Source organism: Nonomuraea terrae (assembly GCF_044465245.1).
Classification (GTDB): domain Bacteria; phylum Actinomycetota; class Actinomycetes; order Streptosporangiales; family Streptosporangiaceae; genus Nonomuraea; species Nonomuraea terrae.
The window spans coordinates 25,703-47,935 of sequence record NZ_JBITLL010000009.1 but is presented as its reverse complement, the minus strand read 5'-3'; the positions used below and the strand labels follow the sequence as shown (position 1 = coordinate 47,935).

15 protein-coding genes are annotated in these 22,233 nt (G+C 73.4%); 11 read left to right on the top strand and 4 right to left on the bottom strand.

What is annotated here, in order from left to right; all coding sequences use genetic code 11:
- Positions 1–186: 186 nt before the first annotated feature.
- The 11 genes from ACIBP6_RS42470 (at position 187) to ACIBP6_RS42420 (ending at position 17,023) form a co-directional block, all read left to right on the top strand.
- Positions 187–1,086 carry an alpha/beta fold hydrolase gene (locus ACIBP6_RS42470; RefSeq protein ID WP_397060362.1) on the top strand — a complete coding sequence of 300 codons (900 nt, stop codon included), beginning with the start codon at positions 187–189 and terminating at the stop codon, positions 1,084–1,086.
- A 44-nt stretch (positions 1,087–1,130) separates the two neighbouring features.
- Complete coding sequence (gene moeZ, locus ACIBP6_RS42465) at positions 1,131–2,312, top strand: adenylyltransferase/sulfurtransferase MoeZ (protein WP_397060360.1); 1,182 nt, start codon at positions 1,131–1,133, stop codon at positions 2,310–2,312.
- A 127-nt stretch (positions 2,313–2,439) separates the two neighbouring features.
- On the top strand, positions 2,440–3,159 hold the full coding sequence (locus tag ACIBP6_RS42460; RefSeq protein WP_397060358.1) for a hypothetical protein: 720 nt from the start codon (positions 2,440–2,442) through the stop codon (positions 3,157–3,159).
- The gene (mycP, locus tag ACIBP6_RS42455) at positions 3,153–4,364 is read left to right on the top strand and encodes a type VII secretion-associated serine protease mycosin (protein ID WP_397060356.1); all 1,212 of its coding nucleotides are present in this window, start codon (positions 3,153–3,155) and stop codon (positions 4,362–4,364) included. The genes ACIBP6_RS42460 and mycP overlap by 7 nt, the downstream gene beginning before the upstream one ends.
- Positions 4,365–4,440: 76 nt before the next feature.
- Positions 4,441–5,346 carry a hypothetical protein gene (locus ACIBP6_RS42450; RefSeq protein WP_397060354.1) on the top strand — a complete coding sequence of 302 codons (906 nt, stop codon included), beginning with the start codon at positions 4,441–4,443 and terminating at the stop codon, positions 5,344–5,346.
- A complete protein-coding gene (locus ACIBP6_RS42445) occupies positions 5,340–6,491 on the top strand; it encodes a S8 family serine peptidase (RefSeq protein ID WP_397060352.1) in 1,152 nt (383 codons plus the stop codon). Before ACIBP6_RS42450 ends, ACIBP6_RS42445 begins: the two co-directional genes overlap by 7 nt.
- Before the next feature lie 23 nt (positions 6,492–6,514).
- Complete coding sequence (locus ACIBP6_RS42440) at positions 6,515–6,874, top strand: hypothetical protein (protein ID WP_132611806.1); 360 nt, start codon at positions 6,515–6,517, stop codon at positions 6,872–6,874.
- Entirely contained in the window at positions 6,862–7,176 is a 315-nt protein-coding gene (locus ACIBP6_RS42435; RefSeq protein ID WP_397060350.1) for an MGMT family protein, read from the top strand. The genes ACIBP6_RS42440 and ACIBP6_RS42435 overlap by 13 nt, the downstream gene beginning before the upstream one ends.
- 207 nt (positions 7,177–7,383) lie before the next feature.
- Complete coding sequence (locus ACIBP6_RS42430; protein ID WP_397060348.1) at positions 7,384–10,131, top strand: CDP-glycerol glycerophosphotransferase family protein; 2,748 nt, start codon at positions 7,384–7,386, stop codon at positions 10,129–10,131.
- Positions 10,132–10,325: 194 nt separating this feature from the next.
- Complete coding sequence (locus tag ACIBP6_RS42425) at positions 10,326–13,745, top strand: ATP-dependent helicase (RefSeq protein ID WP_397060346.1); 3,420 nt, start codon at positions 10,326–10,328, stop codon at positions 13,743–13,745.
- Complete coding sequence (locus ACIBP6_RS42420) at positions 13,739–17,023, top strand: ATP-dependent helicase (protein ID WP_397060344.1); 3,285 nt, start codon at positions 13,739–13,741, stop codon at positions 17,021–17,023. The genes ACIBP6_RS42425 and ACIBP6_RS42420 overlap by 7 nt, the downstream gene beginning before the upstream one ends.
- On the opposite strand, the gene ACIBP6_RS42415 is transcribed toward ACIBP6_RS42420, so the two are convergent.
- The 4 genes from ACIBP6_RS42415 to ACIBP6_RS42400 are packed head-to-tail and all read right to left on the bottom strand — an operon-like array spanning position 16,983 to position 22,233.
- On the bottom strand, positions 16,983–18,053 hold the full coding sequence (locus ACIBP6_RS42415; RefSeq protein WP_397060342.1) for a type III PLP-dependent enzyme: 1,071 nt from the start codon (positions 18,051–18,053) through the stop codon (positions 16,983–16,985). The two genes, ACIBP6_RS42420 and ACIBP6_RS42415, sit on opposite strands and share 41 nt — an antisense overlap.
- A complete protein-coding gene (locus ACIBP6_RS42410; RefSeq protein WP_397060340.1) occupies positions 18,050–19,600 on the bottom strand; it encodes an IucA/IucC family protein in 1,551 nt (516 codons plus the stop codon). The genes ACIBP6_RS42415 and ACIBP6_RS42410 overlap by 4 nt, the downstream gene beginning before the upstream one ends.
- Positions 19,601–21,088 (bottom strand): IucA/IucC family protein, encoded by a 1,488-nt coding sequence (locus ACIBP6_RS42405; protein WP_397060338.1) that lies wholly within the window; start codon positions 21,086–21,088, stop codon positions 19,601–19,603.
- A complete protein-coding gene (locus tag ACIBP6_RS42400; protein ID WP_397060336.1) occupies positions 21,085–22,233 on the bottom strand; it encodes a siderophore biosynthesis protein in 1,149 nt (382 codons plus the stop codon). Before ACIBP6_RS42400 ends, ACIBP6_RS42405 begins: the two co-directional genes overlap by 4 nt.

Below are 22,233 nucleotides of genomic sequence, written 5' to 3'. Positions count from 1 at the left end.
CCCAGGAGAAGGGGCCGCGAACGACGTCGATCATGGTGGGGTGATTTGCAGTGCCTGGGGGTGATGTCCGTAATGTCGGAGAGATGAGGCCGTCGTACCAGGTGGGGGAATCCGAGAGTGGCCGGCGACGATGATTATCGTGTGGGAACCGGGAAGAGGCGTACGCGAGAGCGAGGAGGAGGACCCATGATGGCGGAGCCGATCCCGCACTGGCCAGGACGCATGATCGGCTCGGTGCACGTGCGATCGACCCCCGGGGGTCCCGCGGAGCAGGCGGTGTTCGTGCACGGGCTGGCCGGGGCGGCGACCAACTGGACCGACCTCATGGACGAGCTCAAGGACACCGTCCAGGGGCACGCGCTCGACCTTCCCGGCGCCGGATTCTCGCCCGCGCCCGACGACGGCGACTACTCCGTCCCCGCCCACGCGCGGGCGGTGGTCGGCCTGCTGGAGCAGACGGGCCCGGCCCACCTGTTCGGCAACTCGCTCGGCGGCGCGGTCGCCGTCCGGGTCGCCGCGAGCCGTCCCGACCTCGTGCGCACGCTCACGCTCATCTCCCCGGCCCTGCCCGACCTGCTGCCGAGGTACGGCCCCGTCCGCGTGGCCGCCGCCGCCGTGCCCATGCTGGGCGAATGGGTGGCGGACCACCTGCGCATGCTGCCGGTCGAGCAGCGCATACAGGCGTCGTTCGCCATGGTCTGGGCCAACATGGAGGCCGTCCACCCCATGCGGCTGAAGGACGCCATCGAGGAGCAACGCAGGCGCGACGGCCTGCCGCACGCCGGGCAGGCCATGGTCGCCTCGGCGCGCGGCATCGTGGCCGAGTACTTCCGCCGCGGTGAGGACAACCTGTGGCACCAGGCGGAGAAGGTCCAGGCGCCCGCGCTGATCGTCCACGGCCGCCACGACCGCCTGGTCCGGCCGGCGATGGCCAGGAAGGCCCACCGCGCGTTCCGCCAGGTGCGGCTGGTGCTGCTGCCGACCGCGGGACATGTGGCGATGATGGAGATGCCGCAGGTCGTGGCCGCCGAGGCGCGCCGTCTGATCGGTGAGACGCGATTGGGGAATGCCCCACTGCCCGGCTAGGTTTCAACTGGAGATAAGACCCCCTGAAAACGGGAGCGTAGAACGTGTCGTTGCCACCGCTGGTCGAGCCGGCTCCAGAGCTGACCGTCGACGAAGTGCGCCGCTACTCGCGCCACCTGATCATTCCCGATGTGGGTATGGCGGGGCAGAAGCGGCTGAAGAACGCCAAGGTGCTGTGTGTCGGCGCCGGGGGCCTGGGCTCGCCCGCGCTGATGTATCTCGCGGCGGCGGGTGTCGGCACCCTCGGCATCATCGACTTCGACGTCGTCGATGAGTCCAACCTGCAGCGCCAGATCATCCACGGTCAGTCCGACGTGGGCAAGCTGAAGGCGGAGAGCGCCGCCGCGTCGGTCCGCGAGATCAACCCGTACGTCGACGTCGTGCTCCACAACACGGCGCTGACCACCGAGAACGTCATGGAGATCTTCTCGGGCTACGACCTCATCGTCGACGGCACCGACAACTTCGCCACGCGTTACATGGTGAACGACGCCGCTGTGCTGCTCGGCAAGCCCTACATCTGGGGTTCGATCTACCGCTTCGACGGTCAGGCGAGCGTCTTCTGGGCCGAGCACGGGCCCTGCTACCGCTGCCTCTACCCCGAGCCCCCGCCTCCCGGCATGGTGCCGTCGTGCGCCGAGGGCGGCGTGCTGGGCGTGCTGTGCGCGTCGATCGGCTCCATCCAGGTCAACGAGGCCATCAAGCTGCTGACCGGCATCGGCGACCCGCTGGTCGGCCGGCTGATGATCTACGACGCCCTGGAGATGAAGTACCGCGACGTCAAGGTCCGCAAGGACCCCGAGTGCGTGCTGTGCGGCAAGAACCCGACGGTCACCGAGCTGCTCGAGGACTACGAGGCGTTCTGCGGCGCGATCTCCGACGAGGCCGCCGAGGCCGCCACCGGCTCCACGATCACCGCGCAGGAGCTCAAGGCGATGCAGGACCGCGGCGACAACATCTTCCTCGTCGACGTCCGCGAGCCCAACGAGTACGACATCGTCAACATCCCCGGCGCCACGCTGATCCCGAAGGGCGAGTTCCTCAACGGCTCGGCCCTGGAGAGGCTGCCGCAGGACAAGAAGATCGTGCTCCACTGCAAGTCGGGCGCCCGCTCGGCCGAGGCTCTCGCGATCGTCAAGAACGCCGGCTTCTCCGACGCCGTCCACGTGGGCGGCGGCGTGCTGAGCTGGGTCAAGACCATCGATCCGAGCCTGCCCTCCTACTGACGCGGATGGGGGGATGCTCCCCTGGTCCGCAGGGAAAAATCTGCGCTGAGGACTGCCGCCGGGGTCTTGCGGGAAGCACGACGGGCGGCGGTCAGACGCGCAGGTTCTCTGTCAGGGGGTCAGACCGGTGAACTCCGCCCGCCCGTGGCCCACGCTCGTGGCGGCCTCCGCGCTGACTCTGGTCTGCGCGGTGGCCGCCGGAGTCGCGGGCAGCGCGGCGGGCACCGAGCTGACCCGTGGCCCGAGCACGGCCGAGCTGCACGCGGCGGCCGAGCGGGAGATCGCCGGACGCTGGCGCAACTGGCCCGCGGGCCGCGTCTTCCCCGCCACGTTGCCGTACTCCGCCGAGCAGGGCGGGCGCGAACGTGCCGGCCGGATCGGCATCTCGCCGCACACCTCGTGCGAGGACGCGGTGGACGCCGCGGCGGCCAGGGCGTTGCGCCGGGCCGGGTGCAAGGGCGTGCTGCGAGCGACGTACATCGACGCGCTGCGCGGCGTCCTCGTCACCATCGGCGTGGCGGCATTTCCTGACGAGCTGAGCGCCGTACGCGCCAAGGCGGCCTTCGCCGGTGGCGGCAGGCCCGTGCCCGGCCTGCGCCCGCTCGCCTTCCCCCGCACGGTCGCCGACCGGTTCGCCGCCGACGTCCGCCAGTCGGGGTCGGTACGCCAGGCGGGGCCGTACCTCGTGCTGACCACGGCGGGTCAGGTGGACGGGCGGCCGGCGGACGCGGCGAGCGAGCCGCGACCCGCGATCTTCGCCTTCGGCACCGAGATCTCCGAGCGGGTCCTCACCAGGCTGAGCACGCCGCGGATGCCCGACTGCACCTCGCGGGAGTGGCAGTGCTGAGCCGGTTCGGGATGGGCGTCGCGCTGGCGGGCGTGCTGCTGTTCACGGCCCCGCCCGCGCAGGCCGACGACGTACGCGGCGGGCAGCGGGCGGTGATCAAGACGCTGCGGCTCACCGAGGCGTGGCGCACCAGCAAGGGCGCCGGGGTGACGGTGGCCGTGCTCGACTCGGGTGTCGACCCGCGCCACCGCGACCTGGCCGGCTCGGTACGCGTCGGTAAAGATTTCACCGAGGGCGCAAACCCGCCCGGCACGGGTCCGAGCAGGTTGCACGGCACGTACATGGCCTCGCTGATCGCCGGGCACGGTCACGGGCCTGGAGGAAAACGGGGGATCATCGGCGTCGCGCCCGAAGCGGACGTACTGTCGGTGAGGGTCATCCTGGAGGACGAGGAGCCGGGGTTCCGGGAGTTCAACTCCGACGAGCGCTTCGAGAACGTGGTGGCCCGCGGCATCCGCTACGCGGTCGACGAGGGAGCAGACGTCATCAACATGTCGATCTCCAAGCAGCTGGCGACCCGGGAGGAGCGTGCGGCCATCCGCTACGCCATCTCCAGGGGCGTCGTGCTGGTCGCCGCCGCGGGCAACGAAGGCGACAGGAAGACCGACGGCGCCTTCGCCCCCTACTCCTACCCGGCCGCCTTCCCCGGGGTCGTCTCCGTCGGGGCGACCGACCGGCGGCTGCGGCGGGCGACGTTCTCCAACTGGAACTCCTCGGTGCTGGTGGCCGCGCCCGGCGTGGACATCATGGGCGCCGGGCCGGGCGACGAGTACTGGGTGGGCCGCGGCACGTCCCAGGCGACCGCCCTCGTGTCGGGCGTTGCCGCCCTCATCAAGGCTGAATATCCGGACATGTCGCCGACGTTGGTGGCGCGGGCCCTGACCGACAGCGCCACCGACCGGCCCCCGGGCGGCTACGACACCGCCACCGGCTTCGGCGTCGTCAACGCCGCCAGGGCCCTGACCGAGGCGGCCCGGCTGGCCGGCCACACCGAGGCCGCGACCGGCCCCGACGTCCACGACCCTGCCCGCCCGCTGGCCGGCGGGCAGGAGGGCCCGGTCACGGTCATCGTGCGGGACGACCGGCTCGTCACGCTCTACACGGCGATCTCCGCCGCGGCGGGAGCCGGTGCGCTGGCCTCGCTGTCCGTCATCTTCGTCCTGGTCAGACGGGTACGGCGGGCACAGATGTCACAAGACGCATGATCCGCCTATCAAGGGGGACGAAATAGACGACTTCCCACGGGAGTGGGAGCGACGGAGACGCGGGAACGAGGCGGTGGTGAAGAACCGTAGGACGACGGCAGGAGGGCTGCCGCGCGCCGGGGGAGGATCCGCCCAGGGGCGGCGCAATCCGCTCGGCGCCGCACCCGGCCGCCGGCCGCGGGTGCGCACGTGGCCGGCGGCCGACTCCCATACGCGTACGGTCGCCCGGCAGCGCGCCGAGGTCACCTCCCTCCAGCAGGGGGTGCGCTACCGCCGCATGTTCGTGGCCCTGCTCAGCGTCGTCATCGTGGTGTCGGCCGTCGTCGTGCTGCTCGGCACCGTCGGCCTGTTCGCCGAGACCCGCTCCCGCCCGCTGACCACGGCCGAACAGGACCGCTACAAGCAGGAGGAGATCGCCCGGCGCTGGCAGGCCTGGCCCGCCACGGGCGTCTTCCCCGAAGAGGTGAAGTACTTCGGGCTCGACCGTGCCCAGCAGTACGCCCGCCGCGTCGGCATCGCCCCCGAGACCGAGTGCGCCAAGGGCGTGGACGCCCCCGTGGCCGGCATCCTGCGGGAGTACGGCTGCCGGACGCTGCTGCGGGCGACGTACATCGACCAGACGGCCTCGTTCGTCTTCACGGTCGGGGTGGCCGTGCTGGAGGACGAGGAGTCCAGGGTCTCGGCGACCGACGAGCTCACCCAGGACGACCGGGTGGGCGTGCTGCCGGTCGCCTTCCCCGGGACGGTGACCGCGCGCTTCGGCCCCGACCAGCGTCAGCGCACCAGCTGGGTGGGCGCTGGGCCGTACATCGTCTTCTCGACGGGCGGCTACGCCGACGGGCGCACCCGCGCCGCGATCCCGCCGGAGGAGATCCTGCACAGCGAGCTGTGGCCGGCCGCCAAGTCCATCGGCAACCAGATCGCCTACTTCCTCGCGGACCCGCCGAAGGTGCCGCCCTGCACTCAGGGGAACGTGTGCTGACCGTCGTACGCCTCGTCACGGCGGCCGTCCTCGCGTTCACGGGCACGGCCGCCGACCCCGTCAGAGACCAGCAGAAGTGGGTGCTCGACGCGCTCAACGTCGAGCAGGCCTGGGCGTCGACCAGGGGCGAGGGCGTCACCGTCGCCGTCGTCGACAGCGCCGTGGACCCCGACGTCAAGGAATTGAAGGGCCGCGTCAGCTCCGGCCCCGACATGTCGGCGGGCGCCGTGCAGCGCGAGGTGCGGCCCGGCCGGCACGGCACCGCCATGGCGGGGCTCATCGCCGGCTCCGGCGAGGACGACGGGCTGGTCGGCGTCGCGCCCGCCGCGCGCATCCTGTCGCTGCCCATGGCCATCGACGACGAGCCCGGCTTCTCCATGCCGCCCATGGAGGAGGACGGCCCGGCCGCCGACAGCCCGCTCGCCCGCGCACTGCGTTACGCCGCCAACCACGGCGCCCAGGTCGTGAGCATGTCCATCGGCTCGTACGGGCCGCTCAGGTCCGAGCGCGAGGCCGTCTCGTACGCGCTGGGCAAGGGCGTCGTGCTGGTCGCCGCCGTGGGCAACGACGGCCAGACCGCGTACGCCAGGGAGAAGAGCACCTCCTACTGGAGCTTCCCGGCCGGATACCCGGGGGTCATCGGCGTGGCGGCCACCGACAAGCAGGGCCGCAGGGCGTCGTTCAGCAGCGACAACCTGTCGGTGCTGGTCTCCGCGCCGGGCGTCGAGGTGCCCGTGGTCAAGCGCGGCGGCGGCTACGAGCTGTCCGAGGGCACGAGCTCGGCCGCCGCGCTCGTGGCGGGCGTGGCCGCGCTCATCAAGTCGCGCCATCCCACCCTGCCGCCCGAGCAGGTCGCCCAGGCGCTCGTGGCCGGCTCCAAGGGAGGGCCCGCCGCCGGATACGACGACCAGACCGGCTTCGGCGTGGTCGACGCCGCCGCCGCGCTCAACGCCGCCGCGCGGCTGACCGGCGCCAAGCGCAGCGTGGAGGCCGGCGTCAAGCACTTCGGGGAGGGCGAGGACTCGCCCGTGCCGACCCGTCCTGGGCCCGATCCGCTGCGGTTGGGCCTGTACGGAGGCGGCGTGCTGGTGGCGCTCGCCATGTTCTGCGGAGCCATCGTCCTGCTCAATCAGCGAAAAGAGTGAAAGATCCGCTATGGTCGCGCGTCATGGGATACGAGCTGCGGGTGGTGCGGGAATCGCCACTCGCCTTCGCGGAGCTTGCGAAGGCCATCGCGCCGGCCGGATTCGAGCTGCGCGGATCTGACGAGATCGTGATCGGGCACGGCGGCGACGTGCACCCCGTGGCCCGATGGCGGGACCAGCTGGTCGGCGAGCCCGGCTCCGACTGGCAGGTGGCCCAGCTCCTGCGCCTGTCCACCGCCCTCGGCGCCCGGCTCGTCGGCGAGGACGGCGAGGTCTACACCCTGCGCGACGGCGTCATGGAGGTCGAGGCGGCCGGCGCCGTGACGGAGCTCGGCAAGTTCGGCGAGATCATCGACGCGGGCCCCACGGCATGGAGTCCGTGAACCCCTTCGTCGAGCGGGTGCTGGACCTGGTCGAGCGCATCCCGCCCGGCAAGGTCATGGCCTACGGCGACATCGCCGAATACCTCGGCGAGGGCGGCCCGCGCCAGGTCGGCAAGGTGATGGCCACCTGGGGCGGCGGCGTGCCGTGGTGGCGCGTCGTGCACGCCGACGGCACCGGAGCCGCCCCCGACCACCTGCGGGAATGCCTGGCCCACTGGCGCGAGGAGGGCACTCCGCTGCGCGGCGAACGGGTGGACATGCGCCAGGCACGCTGGGACGGGCGTTCAGGCGATTTTCAGTAACGACGCTGACCTGCGCCTACGGCGAACCCGCGATTCCGTCGCATGTGACTCCCATTACCATGGGCTGAACACTGATGGCGGCCCGAAAGGCGGTGCCTCCCCATGGCCACCGGCGTCACAGCCCGAAGCCAGGGCGGCGATACGCTCGCCGACCGCCTGAAGGCTGTCCAGGATCTGTGCGATCGTGGCGAGCCTCTCGAAGCGGTCATGCGAGCGGTCGGCCCCGGCGGTCGCGACGCCGCGTTCGACGGCGAGGTCCTCAGCGGTCCCCTCGGGGCCCGCATCGACCTGGCGGTCAAACGCGGCCCCGCGCGCCGTCGCGAGATGCTCGACCTCGTACGCCCCTACCTCGCGGGCGTCGACGCCCGCGTCAAACGCGACCTGCCCGTCGCCCGTCGCCTCATCTGCCACCTGATCGAGCACCGCCCCGACGACGAGCTCGTCGAGGGCGAGACGCTCGCCTCGGTGGTGGCCGCCGCGGCCGAGCCGGCCCAGCGCATCCGCAAGGGCCTGCGCTGGTACGCCGACCTGCCCCTGCGCGACGAGCTGCCGACCGACCTCTACCGCCTGCGCCGCGCCGACCTGACGCCGGTCACCCACATCGACGACATCGTCTGGGTCGACGGCAAGCTGCGCGTCACCGGCTTCGCCTACCTCGCCGGGCTCTCCGTTCGCAGTCGCCGGTTCAACATGGCGACCGTGGTGCTGCGCGGGCCGCGCTGGCTGCCGCCCATCCGCATGCGCACCCGCCGGGTGCTCGCCCCCGAGGCCACCCACGGCGCGCGCGAGCCCGGCTGCAACTACGACTGGTCCGGCTTCACCGCCGAGCTGCGCCCGTGGTCGCTGCGCTGGCGCGGCGGCGTGCGCGGGTTCGTCTCCGGGGCCCGCCGCCGCATGCGCCGCAGGCCGTCGGTGCCCGACGCCACGACGTGGCGCGCCGAGATCGTGTTCTGGAGCCGTGGCGCGCTGGCGACCGGCCTGCTGCGCGGCTCGTCCATCGGCCGTCCCGAGCGGCCCGCCGGGCTCCGCGTCAAGCAGGGCTGGTGGGTCAGGCCGGTCTGGACGTCCGACCGCGCCCTGCAGGTCGTGCTCCAGCCCAACCGGGCCGAGCTGACCGGCGTGACGCTCGACGGCGAGCGCCTGGAGCTGAAGATCAACCTGCCCGGCCGCACGGTGACCAAGGGCCACGCCCGGCTCGGCGGCCACCGCATCGCCGCCGACTTCACCCCGTCGGGCGACGGCACCGACGTCGTGGTCGGCCTGGCCGTGCCCGCGCTGCTGCAGGAGAAGGACGGCCGGCGGCTCTGGGTCGAGCCCAAGGGCGACCCGGCGGCCTCCGTCATGCTGGGCGACTCCACCGAGACCCGCTCGACGGTGGGCGACCGCGAGATCACCGTGCTGGGCGACCGCCGCGACCGGATCGTGATCTCGGCCCACCGCATCCGCCCGGTGATCACCTCGGCGGTCTGGGACGGCTCCGCGCTCGTGCTGCGCGGTGACTATCCCGACGCGCCGGGGCCGCGCACGCTCACGCTGCGCCACCGGTCCGGGCTGTCCTACCAGCTGCCGATGGAGCGCTCCGGCGCGGAGTTCTCCGTACGCGTGGAGCCCGGGGCGATGGACCGCTTCGGCGAGCCGGTGCCGCTGGCCTCCGGCACCTGGAGCATGTCGCTGCGCCACCCGTCCGGCGAGATCGTGCCGCTGCGGATGGACCACGCGGCCCTGCCCGGGCTCGACGAAGCCCCGCGCACGATCGGCGGCCACGTCTTCCGCATGATCTCGACGCGTTTCGACGTGCCGGTGATCACGGTCGAGGAGGACAGGCCCGCCGAGGAGCGCGGCGTGGCCGGCACCCACGTGCTGCGCCGCGTGTTCTACCCGGCCCAGCGCACCGAGCCGCTGCGCGAGTCCACCGTCTACGTCGTCAACGACGGCCGCCTCTACGCCGACAGCATCCGCGCCGTCTACGAGGAGCGGCTGCGCCGGGGCGACGACCGCGAGCACATCTGGATCGTCAAGGACGGCGCGTTCGTGCCGCCGGGCGGCGCGACGGTCGTGCGCGCCGGCAGCCGCGAGCACCACGAGGCGCTGGCCAGGTCGCGCCACATCATCACCAACGCGTTCCTGCCGGTGTGGTTCCGCGCCCGCGAGGACCAGGTGGTGGTGCAGGCCTGGCACGGCACCCCGGCCAAGTTCATCGGCAACGACCAGGCCCACATGAACCGTGACCCCAAGCCGCCCATCTGGCACCGCCAGGCGGCCGAGGTGCGCGGGTGGGACCTGCTGCTGTCGCAGTCGCCGTGGGCCACGCCGGTGCTGCGCAAGGCGTTCGGCTACAAGGGCGAGGTGCTGGAGGGCGGGCTGCCCCGCAACGACCTGCTCAACTCGCCCGACCGCGACGCTCTCGCCGCGGCCGTGCGCGAGCGCCTCGGGCTGGCCGAGGGCAAGCGCGTGGTGCTCTACGCGCCGACCTTCCGCGACTACGACCGCAAGAACGCCATGGTCAAGCTCGACCTGGCCAAGGCCCGCCAGGCGCTGGGCGCCGACCACGAGATCCTGGTACGCGCCCACCCGATGCAGGCCGCGCCCGCCGTGCCGGAGATCGCCCGCGACGTCACGACTTATCCGGACATCGCCGAGCTGTTGCTGGTGACCGACGTGCTGGTGACCGACTACTCGTCCGTCATGTTCGACTTCGCCAGCACGGGCCGCCCGATCGTCCTGTACGGCTACGACGTGGCGAAATACTCCGCCAAGCGGGGCCTCTACCTCGACCTGGCGGAGCAGGGCCCGGGCCCGCTGCTGTCGACGTCGGCCGAGGTGATCGAGGCACTGCGGTCGATCGACCAGGTGGCCGCCGCCAACGCCGACCGCTACGACGCCTTCCGTGCCACGTTCGCCCCCCGCGACGACGGCAAGGCCACGGCCAGGGTGGTCGACCACCTCTTCGGCTGACCGGCCGGTCCGGGCGGGCGTAGGGCCTGCCCGGACCGTGCCGCGGTCGGGGATGGCGTGACGCTGCGGGCGAACACGAGCGTCGGCGTGTCGCGAAGAATCCCGATATCTGCGCCGATACGGTAGGCGGATCGCGTGGGGAGACGGGGCAAGTCGGCACGATCTACCCCTGTGGTCTGGTGGAATCTAGAGCTGTGAGTGCTCAGACCTGGCGGTTGGTGCGCAGCGGATCCGGGGGGCCCGATGCGCCCCCTGTGCTCGACGAGCACCAGCGTGCCGTGGTCCGGCACGAGCGCGGGCCGCTGCTCGTCCTGGGCGGCCCCGGCACCGGCAAGACCACGACGATCGTGGAGAGCGTGGTCGACCGGATCGAGCGCCGCGGCGTCGACCCGGAGCGCGTGCTCATCCTCACCTTCAGCCGCAGGGCCGCCGAGGAGCTGCGCCGCCGCGTCACCGGCCGGCTGCGCCGCACCACCCGCACCCCGCTCGCCCTGACGTTCCACTCCTACGCCTACGCGCTGCTGCGCCGCGAGAGCGTGCTCGCGGGCAAGGCCCCGCCACGCCTGCTCACCGGCCCCGAGCAGCTGCTGGAGATCCGGCGGCTGCTCCACGGCGAGCTGGAGGGCGGCGCGCTCGACTGGCCCGTGTCGCTGCGCGAGCCGCTCAAGACCCGCGGGTTCGCCGAGGAGCTGCGCGACTTCCTGTCCAGGGCCAACGAGCGCGGGCTCGACGCCGAGCGGCTGATCACGCTCGGCCGGGTGCACGGGCGGGGCGACTGGGTGGCCGCCGGCCGGTTCGCCGAGCGCTACCAGGACCGCTTCGACCTCGCCCCCGAGGAGACCTACGACTACGCCGAGCTGGTCAGGGGCGCCTCCGCGCTGCTGGCCGACCCGGAGGTGCGCGAGCGCGAGCGGGCGGCGCACGACGCGGTGTTCGTCGACGAATACCAGGAGACCGATCCGGCGCAGGAGCTGCTGCTGTCGCAGCTCTCGGGCGACGGGCGCGACCTCGTCGTGGTCGGCGACCCCGACCAGTCGATCTACGGGTTCCGTGGCGCCGACGTGCAGGGCATCATGCGCTTCCCCGAGCGGTTCAGGAGGCTCGACGGGAGCGAGGCGCCGGTGCTGGCGCTGCGGGTGTCCCACAGGAGCGGGGCCGACCTGCTGGAGGCCACGAGGCGGGTGGCGGCCCGGTTGCCGGTCGCGCCGGCTCCCGAGCACGACCAGCGCCACGGCCACCGCGACCTCGCGCCGCTGCCCGACGCCGACCCGGGCGAGGCGCGCGTGCTGCTGGCCGACAGCACGAGCCAGGAGGCCGCGATCGTGGCCGACACGCTGCGCCGCGCCCACCTGATCGACGGGGTGCCGTGGCACCGGATGGCGGTGCTGGTGCGCTCGGCCCGGCGGCAGGTGCCGCTGCTGCGGCGGGCGCTGGTCAACGCCGGCGTGCCGACGATGATCGCGGGCGACGAGGTGCCGATCGCGCAGGAGCCGGGCGTGCGTCCGCTGCTCACGATGCTGCGGGTGGCGCTGGATCCGTCCAGCCTCGACGAGGGAGTGGCCGAGGAGCTGCTGACGGGCCCGCTCGGCGGCACCGACATGATCGGCGTACGCCGCCTCCGCCGCGCCCTCAAGATCGCCGAGAACGAAGCCGTACACGGCACCACCGAAAGCGGTGACGCGGCGGACGGCGCGTCGGGGGTGGGCGACACCGCGGTCTCCAGCGGCTCCGGCCCCGACGCGCCGGTCCAGGGCGTTCCCGGCGATCCCGCGCCCGTCGGCGGCGATGCCGGCGAACGCGCCCCCGCGGGCGCTCCCGAAGGCCGGGCGGCGGCGACGGACGCGATCGATGAGGACGAGTCGGGGCAGCGCGCCGATGGCGCGGTGCTCGACGGTGCGGTCGTGCGGCGGCCCGCGGCGCGGTCGTCGGGGGAGTTGCTGGTGGCGGCGGTCAAGGACGCCCGGGAGCTCACCCGAGTGGAGCCGCACGTCGCGCTTCCCGCCGAGCGGGTGGCCAGGCTGCTCACCGCCGCTCGCGAGGCCGCCGCGGGACAGGGCACCGCCGAGGACGTCCTGTGGACGATCTGGCAGGGCAGCGGCCTGGCCCAACGCTGGACGGAGCAGAGCCTGCAGGGCGGCCCCAGAGGCGCCCAGGCAGACCGCGACCTCGACGCCGCGGTGGCGCTGTTCGACCACGCGGCCAGGTTCGTCGACCGCATGCCCATGGCCGGCCCCGAGGTGTTCCTCGACGACCTCGCCGCCCAGGAGATCCCCGGCGACACCCTCGCAGACCGGGCCCCCGACGGCGACGCCGTGCGCGTGCTGACCGCCCACCGCGCCAAGGGCCTCGAATGGGACGTCGTCGTGGTGGCGGGCGTGCAGGAGGGCGTCTGGCCCGACCTGCGGCTGCGCGGCTCCCTGCTGGGCATCGAGGACCTGGTCGAGGTGGTCGAGGGCGCCGAGCCCAACGCCGCCTCGCTGCACTCCAAGATGCTCGCGGAGGAGCGCCGGCTGTTCTACGTGGCGGTGACCAGGGCCAGGCGCAGGCTGGTGGTCACGGCCGTGGGCGGGGAGGACACCGACGAGCGCCCGTCCAGGCACCTGGAGGAGCTGATGCCGGGCGCGGTCGAGCAGGCCACGGTCGACGACCGGGCCCGCTGGCTCAACATGTCGGCGCTGGTGGCCGACCTGCGCAGCGCGGTGACCGATCCGACCAAGCCAGGGAAGCTGCGGCAGCGCGCCGCCCGGCAGTTGGCCCGCCTGGCCGCCGCCGGAGTGCAGGGCGCCCACCCCAACGACTGGTACGCCCTCACCCCCATCTCCGACGACCGCCCGCTGAGCTGGCCCGACGGCGTGGTCAACGTCTCCCCCTCGGCGGTCGAGAGCTTCACCAAGTGCGGGCTGCGCTGGCTGCTGGAGACGGCGGTCGGCGCGGCCGGCACCAGCACCGCCCAGGGCCTCGGCAACGTCATCCACGCCCTGGCCGTGCTGGCGGCCACCGACCTGCCCAGCGAAGACCTCCTGGGCAAGCGCCTCGACGAGGTGTGGAAGGAGCTCGACTTCGGCGGCGCCTGGTACAACCGCAAGCAACGCAAGGTCGCCGAGCAGATGATCCGCAAGTTCCTGGTCTGGCACGAGAAGAACCCCCGCGAGCTCAAAGCCATCGAGGAGTCGTTCACCGCCATGGTCTCCGAGGGCGTGCAGATCAAGGGCAGGGTCGACCGGGTGGAGGCCGACGACCAGGGCCGGGCGGTGATCATCGACCTCAAGACCGGCGGCTCCAAGCCCAAGGCGAGCGAGATCGACCGCCATCCGCAACTCGGCGTCTACCAGCTCGCCGCCCTGCTCGGGGCCTTCGCCCGCCACGGCATGACGGAGCCGGGCGGCGCCGCGCTGGTGCAGCTGGGCAAGGCGGGCGGCAAGAACGCCGCGCTGGAGCAGCAGCAGGGTGCGCTGGCCGACGACAAGAACCCGCAGTGGGCCGAGGAGCTCGTCGACACCGTCGCGACCGGCATGTCGGGCCCGTTCTTCCAGGCCAAGGTCAACGACGGCTGCCGCACGTGCGCGGCCCGGGCGAGCTGCCCGGTCAACGACAACGGGGGTCAGGTGTGCTGACCCCCGCCGAGCTCGCCGAGAAACTCGGCATCCTGCCCCCCACCCGCGAACAGGGCGAGGTCATCGAGGCGCCGCTGGAGCCCATGGTCGTCATGGCCGGCGCCGGCTCGGGCAAGAGCGAGACGATGGCCGGCCGCGTGGTCTGGCTGGTCGCCAACGGCCTGGTCAGCCCGGCCAACGTGCTGGGCCTGACGTTCACCCGCAAGGCCGCCGCCGAGCTGGCCACCCGGGTCAGGGAGCGGCTCAACGGCCTGGTGGAGGCCGGCCTGCTGGCGCCGGGCGCCCTCGACGAGGAGCCGACGGTGTCCACCTACCACTCCTACGCCGCCCGCCTGGTCACCGACCACGCGCTGCGCGAGGGCCTGGAGCCGACCATGCGCCTGGTCACGCCGGCCGTGTCGTGGCAGCTGGCCTCACGGGTGGTGGCGATGTACGACGGGCCGATGGACAAGATCGAGCTGGGCCCGCCCTCCGTCACGGCCGCCGTGCTGGAGCTGGCGGGCGAGCTGTCGGAGCACCTGCGCACGCCCGCCGACGTGCGGCGGGTGGGGGAGTGGCTGTGGGAGCGGCTCGACGCGCTGCCCGGCCGCCCGATCGTCGCCCAGAAGCGCCCGGTCACCGTCCAGGCGGCCAGGGAACAGCTGCTGCCGCTGGTGGAGGCGTACGAACGGCTCAAGCGCCGGCGTGAGGTCATCGACTACGGCGACCAGATGTCGCTGGCGGCCAGGATCGCGGCGAACCACAAGGAGGTCGGCGAGATCGAGCGCGGCCGCTACTCCGTGGTCCTGCTCGACGAATACCAGGACACCAGCCACGCCCAGCTCGTCCTGCTCCGCTCGCTCTTCGGCGGTGGCCACCCGGTCACCGCGGTCGGCGACCCCTGCCAGTCGATCTACGGCTGGCGCGGCGCCTCGGCGGGCAACCTGCGCCGCTTCCCGCGCGACTTCCCGGCCCGTACGGGCGAGCCCGCGCCGGTCCGCCAGCTCAGCGTGAGCTTCCGCAACGGCGACCGCGTGCTCGACGTGGCGGCCCGCGTGCAGCTGCCGCTGCGCATGGAGGCCCGCGAGGTGCCCGTGCTGGTGCCCGGCCCCAACCGGGTGGATCGGGGCCGCGTCACGTGCGCCTTCCATGAGACCGCCGACGACGAGGCCAAGTGGATCGCCGACGGCATCGCCAGGATCCTCGGCCAGGAGACCGCCCCCGACGGCCTGCCCTGGGGTGACAGGGAGCGCAAGAAGACTCTCGCCCTCCAGCCTCAGGACATCGCCATCCTGGCCCGCAAACGCTCGCAGTTCCCCGCGATCCGCCGCGCCCTGGAGGAGCGCGACATCCCGGTCGAGGTGGTCGGCCTCGGCGGCCTGCTCACCGTGCCGGAGGTGAACGACATCGTCGCCACGCTGCGCGTCCTGTACGACGCCACGGCCGGCGACGCGCTGGCCAGGCTGCTGGCCGGGCCGCGCTGGCGGATCGGCCCGGCCGACCTGCGGGCGCTCGGCGAGCACGCCAGGCAGCTGGCCCGCGAGCTGAGCGAGAGCCACCGCGAGGAAGACCCGCTCCACCAGGTCGTGGCCGACATGGCCGAAGAGCGCGGCAGCCTGGTCGACGCGCTCGACGAGCTGCCCGACCGGCCGGAGTGGCTGGAGGAGTACAGCCCGCTGGCCCGCACCCGGCTGGTGGCCTTCGCCCACGAGCTGCGCCACCTGCGGGCCCACACCGCGCAGCCGCTGCCCGACCTGATCAGCGAGGTGGAGCGCCGGCTCGGCCTCGACATCGAGGTGGCCGCGCGCAGCGGCACGGCTGGGGCGTTCGCCGCGCGGGCCGACCTCGACGCGTTCCTCGACGCGGCCTCCAGGTTCGCGGGCGACGCGGAGGACCCGACGCTGGGGGCGTTCCTGGCCTATCTGCAGGCGGCGGAGAGCGAGGAGTTCGGGCTGGAGGCGGGCCGGGTCGGCGAGAGCAACAGCGTCAAGCTGATGACCGTGCACGCCTCCAAGGGCCTGGAGTGGCCGGTCGTGGTGGTGCCGGGGCTGTCGCAGCTGGTCAGCTCCAAGGGGACGATCGCGAGCGGCAGCATCTTCCCCGCCACCCCGGTCATGAACGGCCGCTGGACGGAGAACCCGCGTAAGCTGCCCTATTCGCTGCGCGGCGACGCCGCCGACCTGCCGAGGCTGTCCGGGCTGAGCAAGGAGGAGCTGGCCGCGTTCGAGGAGCACTGCCGCGAGCGCGACCTGATGGAGGAGCGCAGGCTCGCGTACGTCGCCGTCACCCGCGCCCACTACCAGCTGATCGCCTCCGGCTACCGCTGGGGCACGGCCACCAAGCCGCTGGAGCCGTCCGACTTCCTGCTGGAGGTCCGCGACGTCGCCGACCGCGTCACGGTCTGGGCGGCCGACGATCCGGCGGGCGCGTCCAACCCGCTGCTGGCCGAGCCGCCCGAGGCCACCTGGCCGGTCACGCCCGAGGGGCTGCGCTACGAGTCCGTCCTCGACGGCGCCCGTCTGGTGGAGGACGCCCTGGCGGGCAGCCTCGCGGAGGACGAAGACGACGACGAGCCGCTGCGCGCCTTCGAGGAGGAGCGGCTGCGGGCCTGGGAGCGTGACACCAACCTGCTGCTGCGCGAGCGTGAGCTGCACCGCCGCCGCCCCGCGACGATCGTGGAGCTGCCGGCCAAGCTGACCGTGTCGTCGCTGGTCACGCTGGCGCAGGACCCTGGCGAGCTGGCCCGCCGCATCCGCCGCCCGGTCCCGGTCGAGCCGGCGCCGCTGGCCCGGCGCGGCACGTCGTTCCACAAGTGGCTGGAGGGACGGTGGGACCAGCAGCGGCTCATCGACGACCTGGAGCTGTACGACGAGGAGCTGGAAGAGACCGACGTGCGGCTGGCGGAGCTGCAGGAGCGCTTCGAGCAGAGCGAGTGGGCCGAGCGGCGGCCGATCGACCTGGAGGTGCCGTTCGAGACCATGATCGCCGACCGGCTGGTGCGCGGCCGCATGGACGCCGTCTTCGAGCGGCCGGGCGGCGGCTACGAGGTGGTCGACTGGAAGACCGGCGAGCCGCCCAGGGGCAAGGCGGCGCGGGCGGCGTCGGTGCAGCTGGCGGCGTACCGGCTGGCCTGGTCACACCTGGCGGGGGTGCCGCTGGAGGAGGTGGGGGCGGCCTTCCACTACGTCCGCGCCAACCGCACCGTCCGCCCGGTCGACCTGCTCGACGGCGACGGCCTGGTCGCGCTGATCGAGCGCGTCAGGCGCGCAGATGGTGGAACGCCGGCTTCGGGTGCATGAGGAAGTCGTGGTGGGAGATGTTCCAGGCGTAGGCCCCGGCCATCTCGAACACCACGGTGTCGCCGACGCGCGCCGACGTCACGATCCGCTGGGCGAACACGTCCTTCGGGGTGCACAACTGGCCGACGAACGTGACCGGCTCGTCCGTCACGCCAGGCCCGCCGCCGGTGGGCAGGATCGTGAACGGCTGGTCGTGCCCCTTCGTCGCCGGGGTGCGCAGGTGGTGGGTGCCGCCGAGCACGACCGCGTACGCCTGGCCGCGTACCCGCTTGACGTCCACCACTTTGGTCGCGTAGTAGCCGCAGTAGACGGTCAGCGCCCGGCCCGGCTCGATCCGCAGCCGCCTGCCCCGCCCCAGTGACGCCAGGCCCGCGCCGTACGCCCCCCAGTCGAACCGGGTTTCCGGCGCCGCGTACGACACCGCCATCCCGCCCCCCAGGTTGACCTCCTCGTACGGCTGCTCCAGCAGTGCCCGCGCCAGCTCCAGCAGTTGGGGAGCCGCGAGCCCGCTGGCCAGGTGGGCGTGCAGCCCGCGCAGCCGCACCCGGTCGCCGAACAACGGCAGGCACGCGGCGACATCGTCCTCGTCCATCCCGAACGGCCCGCTCATCGTCAGCGCCGCGCCCTCGACCGGCAGGTCCGGGTTCAGCCGGAGCAGCACGTCGGCCGCCAGCCCGGTGCCGAGCAGGCGGCGCAGCTCGTTCGGCGACTCGACGTGGATGCGGTGGTGCGGCAGCCGCAGCTCGGCGTCGGTCTTGCCGGGCCCGCCCAGCGCCACCGGCATGCCGGGGAACAACACGGTGACGTGCGCGTGCTCGCCGGCCGACGACACCTCGAACCCGTCCACGTACGCGGCCAGCACACGCAGCAGCTCCGGGTCGGGATTGGCCTTGACGGCGTAGTACAGCTCCACGCCCTCCAGCGCCCGCCGCACGGAGGCGACGTGCTCGTCCAGGGCGGGCAGGTCGTAGAGGTAGGCCGGCGCCTCGGCGAGCCCGAGGGCGGCCTCACGGACGCGCGGGCCGATCATGCGAGCGGGTTGGCGATCGGCACGTACCCGGCGGCGCGGTCGGCCGCCCTGGCCCAGCGCACGCCCAGGTTGGCCTTGGCGGGCAGCGGCGCGCCGGCCAGCAGGTCCGACAGCGGCAGCGGCCGTCCCAGCTCGGCGGCCTGGCGGGCGAACAGGTCGCGGGCGATCCGCCACAAGTCCCGCAGCAGCCCGTCGTCCGGCCCCGCGACCGTCGCGGCGATCTCGGTCAGGTGGTTGACGAGCAGGCAGTAGACCACGCGCCCCCAGCCGCGCTCGGCGTCGTACGTGAGCGCCCCCGCCACGTCGGGGTCGAGCCCGGCGAGGTCGTGGCGGCCGGCGACCAGCTTGGTGCCCTCCAGGTCGCGGAAGACCGCCTCGACGGGCAGGCCGGCGGCGTCCAGGCCGACGAGCACGTTCTGCAGGTGGGGCTCCAGCACCACGCCGTACGCGAAGTACAGCTCCAGCACCGGCAGCGCCACCACCGACACGTACGCCCGCCACCACGCCCGAGGATCCCCGGCGGGAGCCCGCAGGGCCAGGGCCGCGGCCAGCACCGGCGTGACGCCGGGGGAGCAGACGGCCCACGGGCTGCGCCGGACGATCACGCCCAGCCCCTCGTGCAGCCGGGTGCCGAGAGCGGCGGTCCGGTAGCCCGGCTCGGGCAGCCAGCGGGTGGCCGGATGCCGTCGCACGACCTCGTCGAAGATCGGCGCCAGGCGCTCGGTGAGCTCGACGGCCCCGGCCAGCTCGTACCAGGCGTTCTTGCGCACGCAGTTGGTGATCCGCACGTCGAGGGAGAACTTCAGGCAGACCCCCGCCTCCGCGGCGTACACCGTGCGCACCGACGACGTCGGGGTCACCACCGGGCCGGGCCCCAGATCGACGAGATCGGCCCCGAACGCGGGCCGCAGCAGGTCGAGCTGCCAGGGGTGGGCGGGCAGCAGCCGGTACCCGCCGGGTGCCCGGCCGAGCGCGTCGAGCGCGGCCACCTCGCCGCCCTCGGCGAGCACGTCCTCGCGCACGCCGAGCAGCCGGAGCGGGAACTCGGCGTGCGCCTCGGGGGCGTAGCGCAGCCAGCCGTCCCCGCCGCGCGCCTTCGGGCTCGGATGGAACGGATGCCCATGGACCAGGGCCTGCTCCGACTCCAGCCACGGATCGGCGGGCGGCACCGCCTCGGCCCGAGCCCGCACGATCGCGGCCACCGCCTCCTTGCTGGCGGTCACCTGCCCGGCGAACTCGCCGTTGTGGCCCCGCAACTCCGCCTCGACCAGCTCGACCAGCTCCTCGGTGGTCAACGGCCGCCACACACCCGACTCCAGGCGCTCGGCCGGGCCGTCGAACCGCAGCGCCGCGCCCCCGTGCGTACGCACCCGCAGCAGCGTGCCCGCCACCCGCAGCAGCAGGTTCGGCGGCGCCGGCCACACCAGGCCGCGCGGCCCGGCCACCTCCCGCACGCAGCACCGCAGCAGCGCCGCCAGCGTCGCCTCCTCGGCCAGGTCGTCTTCGACGGCCGGGCCGGAGGCCGCGTCGAGGGTCAGTCCGTGCATTCACGTTCTCCTCAGGTAGTTGGGCCCGCTGGTGCCGTAGAACTTGTTGACGTCACGCGCGCCGGAGCGCTCCTTCGACATGAGCGTCCCGGCGGTGATCATGGATTTGCCGGTGAGCCGGGCCGCGTCGAGCGTCCTGGCCCGCAGCAGCCGTGCCATGGGGTCGTCTCCGTACGCGTCCAGCGCCTCGGCCAGGGTGTCGCGCAACAGCGCGGCGGCCTCGTCGGGCGGCAGCGCCGCGAACGTCACCGCCGCCGCGGCCAGGTGCAGGGTGATGGTCACGAACACGTCGGCCAGCGCGTGGGGGTCGTCGGTCAGCATCCGCTCGTCGGCGAAGTCCGGCACCGCGATCCCGGCGGCCGAGAGCCGGGCGGGCGAGGCCAGCAGGCCGTCGTTGTCCTTGACGAGCAGGCGCAGCCGATCGCCCTGGAGGAGCAGGGCCAGGTTCTGCTGGTGGGCTTCGAGGGCGATGCCGTACCTGACGAAGAGCCGAACGTTCCAGCGCAGCAGCAGCTTCAGATAGGCGGGCAGCACGTCGCCCAGCCCGCCGAGCACCCCGGGCGCGTTGAGCGCGGCGACCGGCATGATCGTGCCCTCGGGCAGCCGCCTGACCATCCAGGCCAGGTACTCGTGCCCGGCGTGCGCGTACGTCTGCTCGTCGGCGAGCACCACGTCCGGGTCGGCCAGCTCGCGCAGCAGCAGCTCGGCCCTGGCCCCGTCGTCGAGGGTGCCCGGCTTGATCGAGCGCCGGTTCCTGGCGCCGAGGGTGCTGACCGGGAGGGGCAGCTTGAGGTGCAGGCGCGGGCCGGCTTCGACCGTGCGCATCGACAGGGTGGGCCGCACGGTGACGGCCGCGCCGTCCAGCATCCGCACCCCGTCGATCTTCCGCACCTCGTCCACGGTCAGCGGGTGCACGGGGAAGAGCGCCTCGTCGGCGCCGGCCGTGATCCCGCCGGGCGCGAGGCCGGCGGGCAGCTCCGCGGCGCCCGGCCCGAGCAAGCGGCGCGGCACCGCCGCCCACCGCAGGGCGAACGAGGGCCCGAACTCCGGCGCGTACGCGAGCAGGTCGTCCTCCGACAGCCCTGCCCGCGCCCGCGACGTGGGATAGACCGGATGGTCGGCGAACGCCGCCAGCGTCTCGTACGACGGCCCCGCCCGCAGCACCTCCTCCGCCCGCGCGTCGTGCAGCTCCAGCGCCGTCAGCGCCGCCAGGCACTCCTCGAAGAACGCCGCCACCCCTTCGGCGTCGGCCGGGTCGGCCACCTCGGCCAGGGTCTGCAGCACCTGCTCCAGCCCCAGCCGCTCGTCCGGCGCGACCACGAAGTCCTGGAACAGCAGACCAGGCACGAGGCGTACCCAGCGCCCGTCGGCCAGCGTCACGCCGACGCCGTCCTTGGTCCGCGCCATCCGGGAGGCCAGCCCGCCGTAGTCCTCGCGCAGCAGCGCGTCGAGGACCCGGGCGGCCAGGTACGCCTCCCGACCGCTCATTCGACCACCCACGGCTTGGCCGCCCGGTAGCCGGCGATGGCGGCGTGGACCCGCTCCCGGTCGGGGCCGACCGCGCGGACCACGCCGAGGTAGTCGCGGTTGGTGTGGGTGAGGGAGACGACGTCGCCGACCGCGCGCAACGGCCGGTGCCACAGCCGTACGCCGCCGGTCTCGGCCGACTCGTGCCCGGGCGCCTCCTTGACCGTGCCCGGCCGGTCGGCGACCAGGCTGACGGCGCTGCCGTACGCGGTCGCCGGGGGAGGGGCGGGCGCCCGGTCACCGAGGTGCACCCGCAGGATCCATTCGAACAGCGGCACGCCGAGCACCTCGGCGAGCAGGAAGTCGCAGTGGTCGCCGATCACCCGGTAGTTCACCTCGACGATGCGCGGCCCGCGTGAGGTGAGGACGTACTCGGTGTGGCAGGCCCCGAACCCCACCCCGAGCGCCCGCAGCGCCGCGAGGACGTGCTCGTGCGGCCCGTCGGGCGCCCAGTCGAGCCGCTCCTCCACGAAGTGCGGCAGCGGCCCCAGCGTCGTCGCGAACCCGCCCAGCACCCGCAGCCCCGAGTCGTCCCCCAGGGTCTCCAGCGTGCGCAGCGGCCCGTCGAGGTACTCCTCCACGACCAGCGCCTCTCCGGGCCGCCGCTTCCTGATGTCGGCCACGGCCCCGGCCAGGTCGTCCTCGACGAGCACGACGTCCTCGCTGGCCACGCCCTCGCGCGGCTTGACCACCACCGGGTACGGCACCCGCTCCGGCACCGGGTCGCCCGGCCCCAGCCGTACGGAGAAGACCTCCTCGACGCCCGCCTGAAGAAGCCGGCGGCGCATCAGGAACTTGTTCTTGGCCGCCGCGCACGCCCGCCAGTCCTTGCCGGGCAGCCCGAAGTAGTCGGCGGCCAGCGCGGTCTCGGCCTGCAGGTGGTCGGAGTTGGAGAAGATCGCGTCCGGCCTGCCCAGGTGCTCGATCGCGTCGATGAGGGCTCGCGGGTCGCGTACGTCGCAGCCCACCGCCCCCGGGTGCCGCTCGGGCCGGTCGGTGAGGACGGTCACCTCGCAGCCGAGCGCCCGCGCCGCGGGCAGGAAGCCGTCCGTCACCGAGTCGGTCGGCTTGAGCGCGGTCAGGTAGAGCCGCAACGCGAAAAGCAC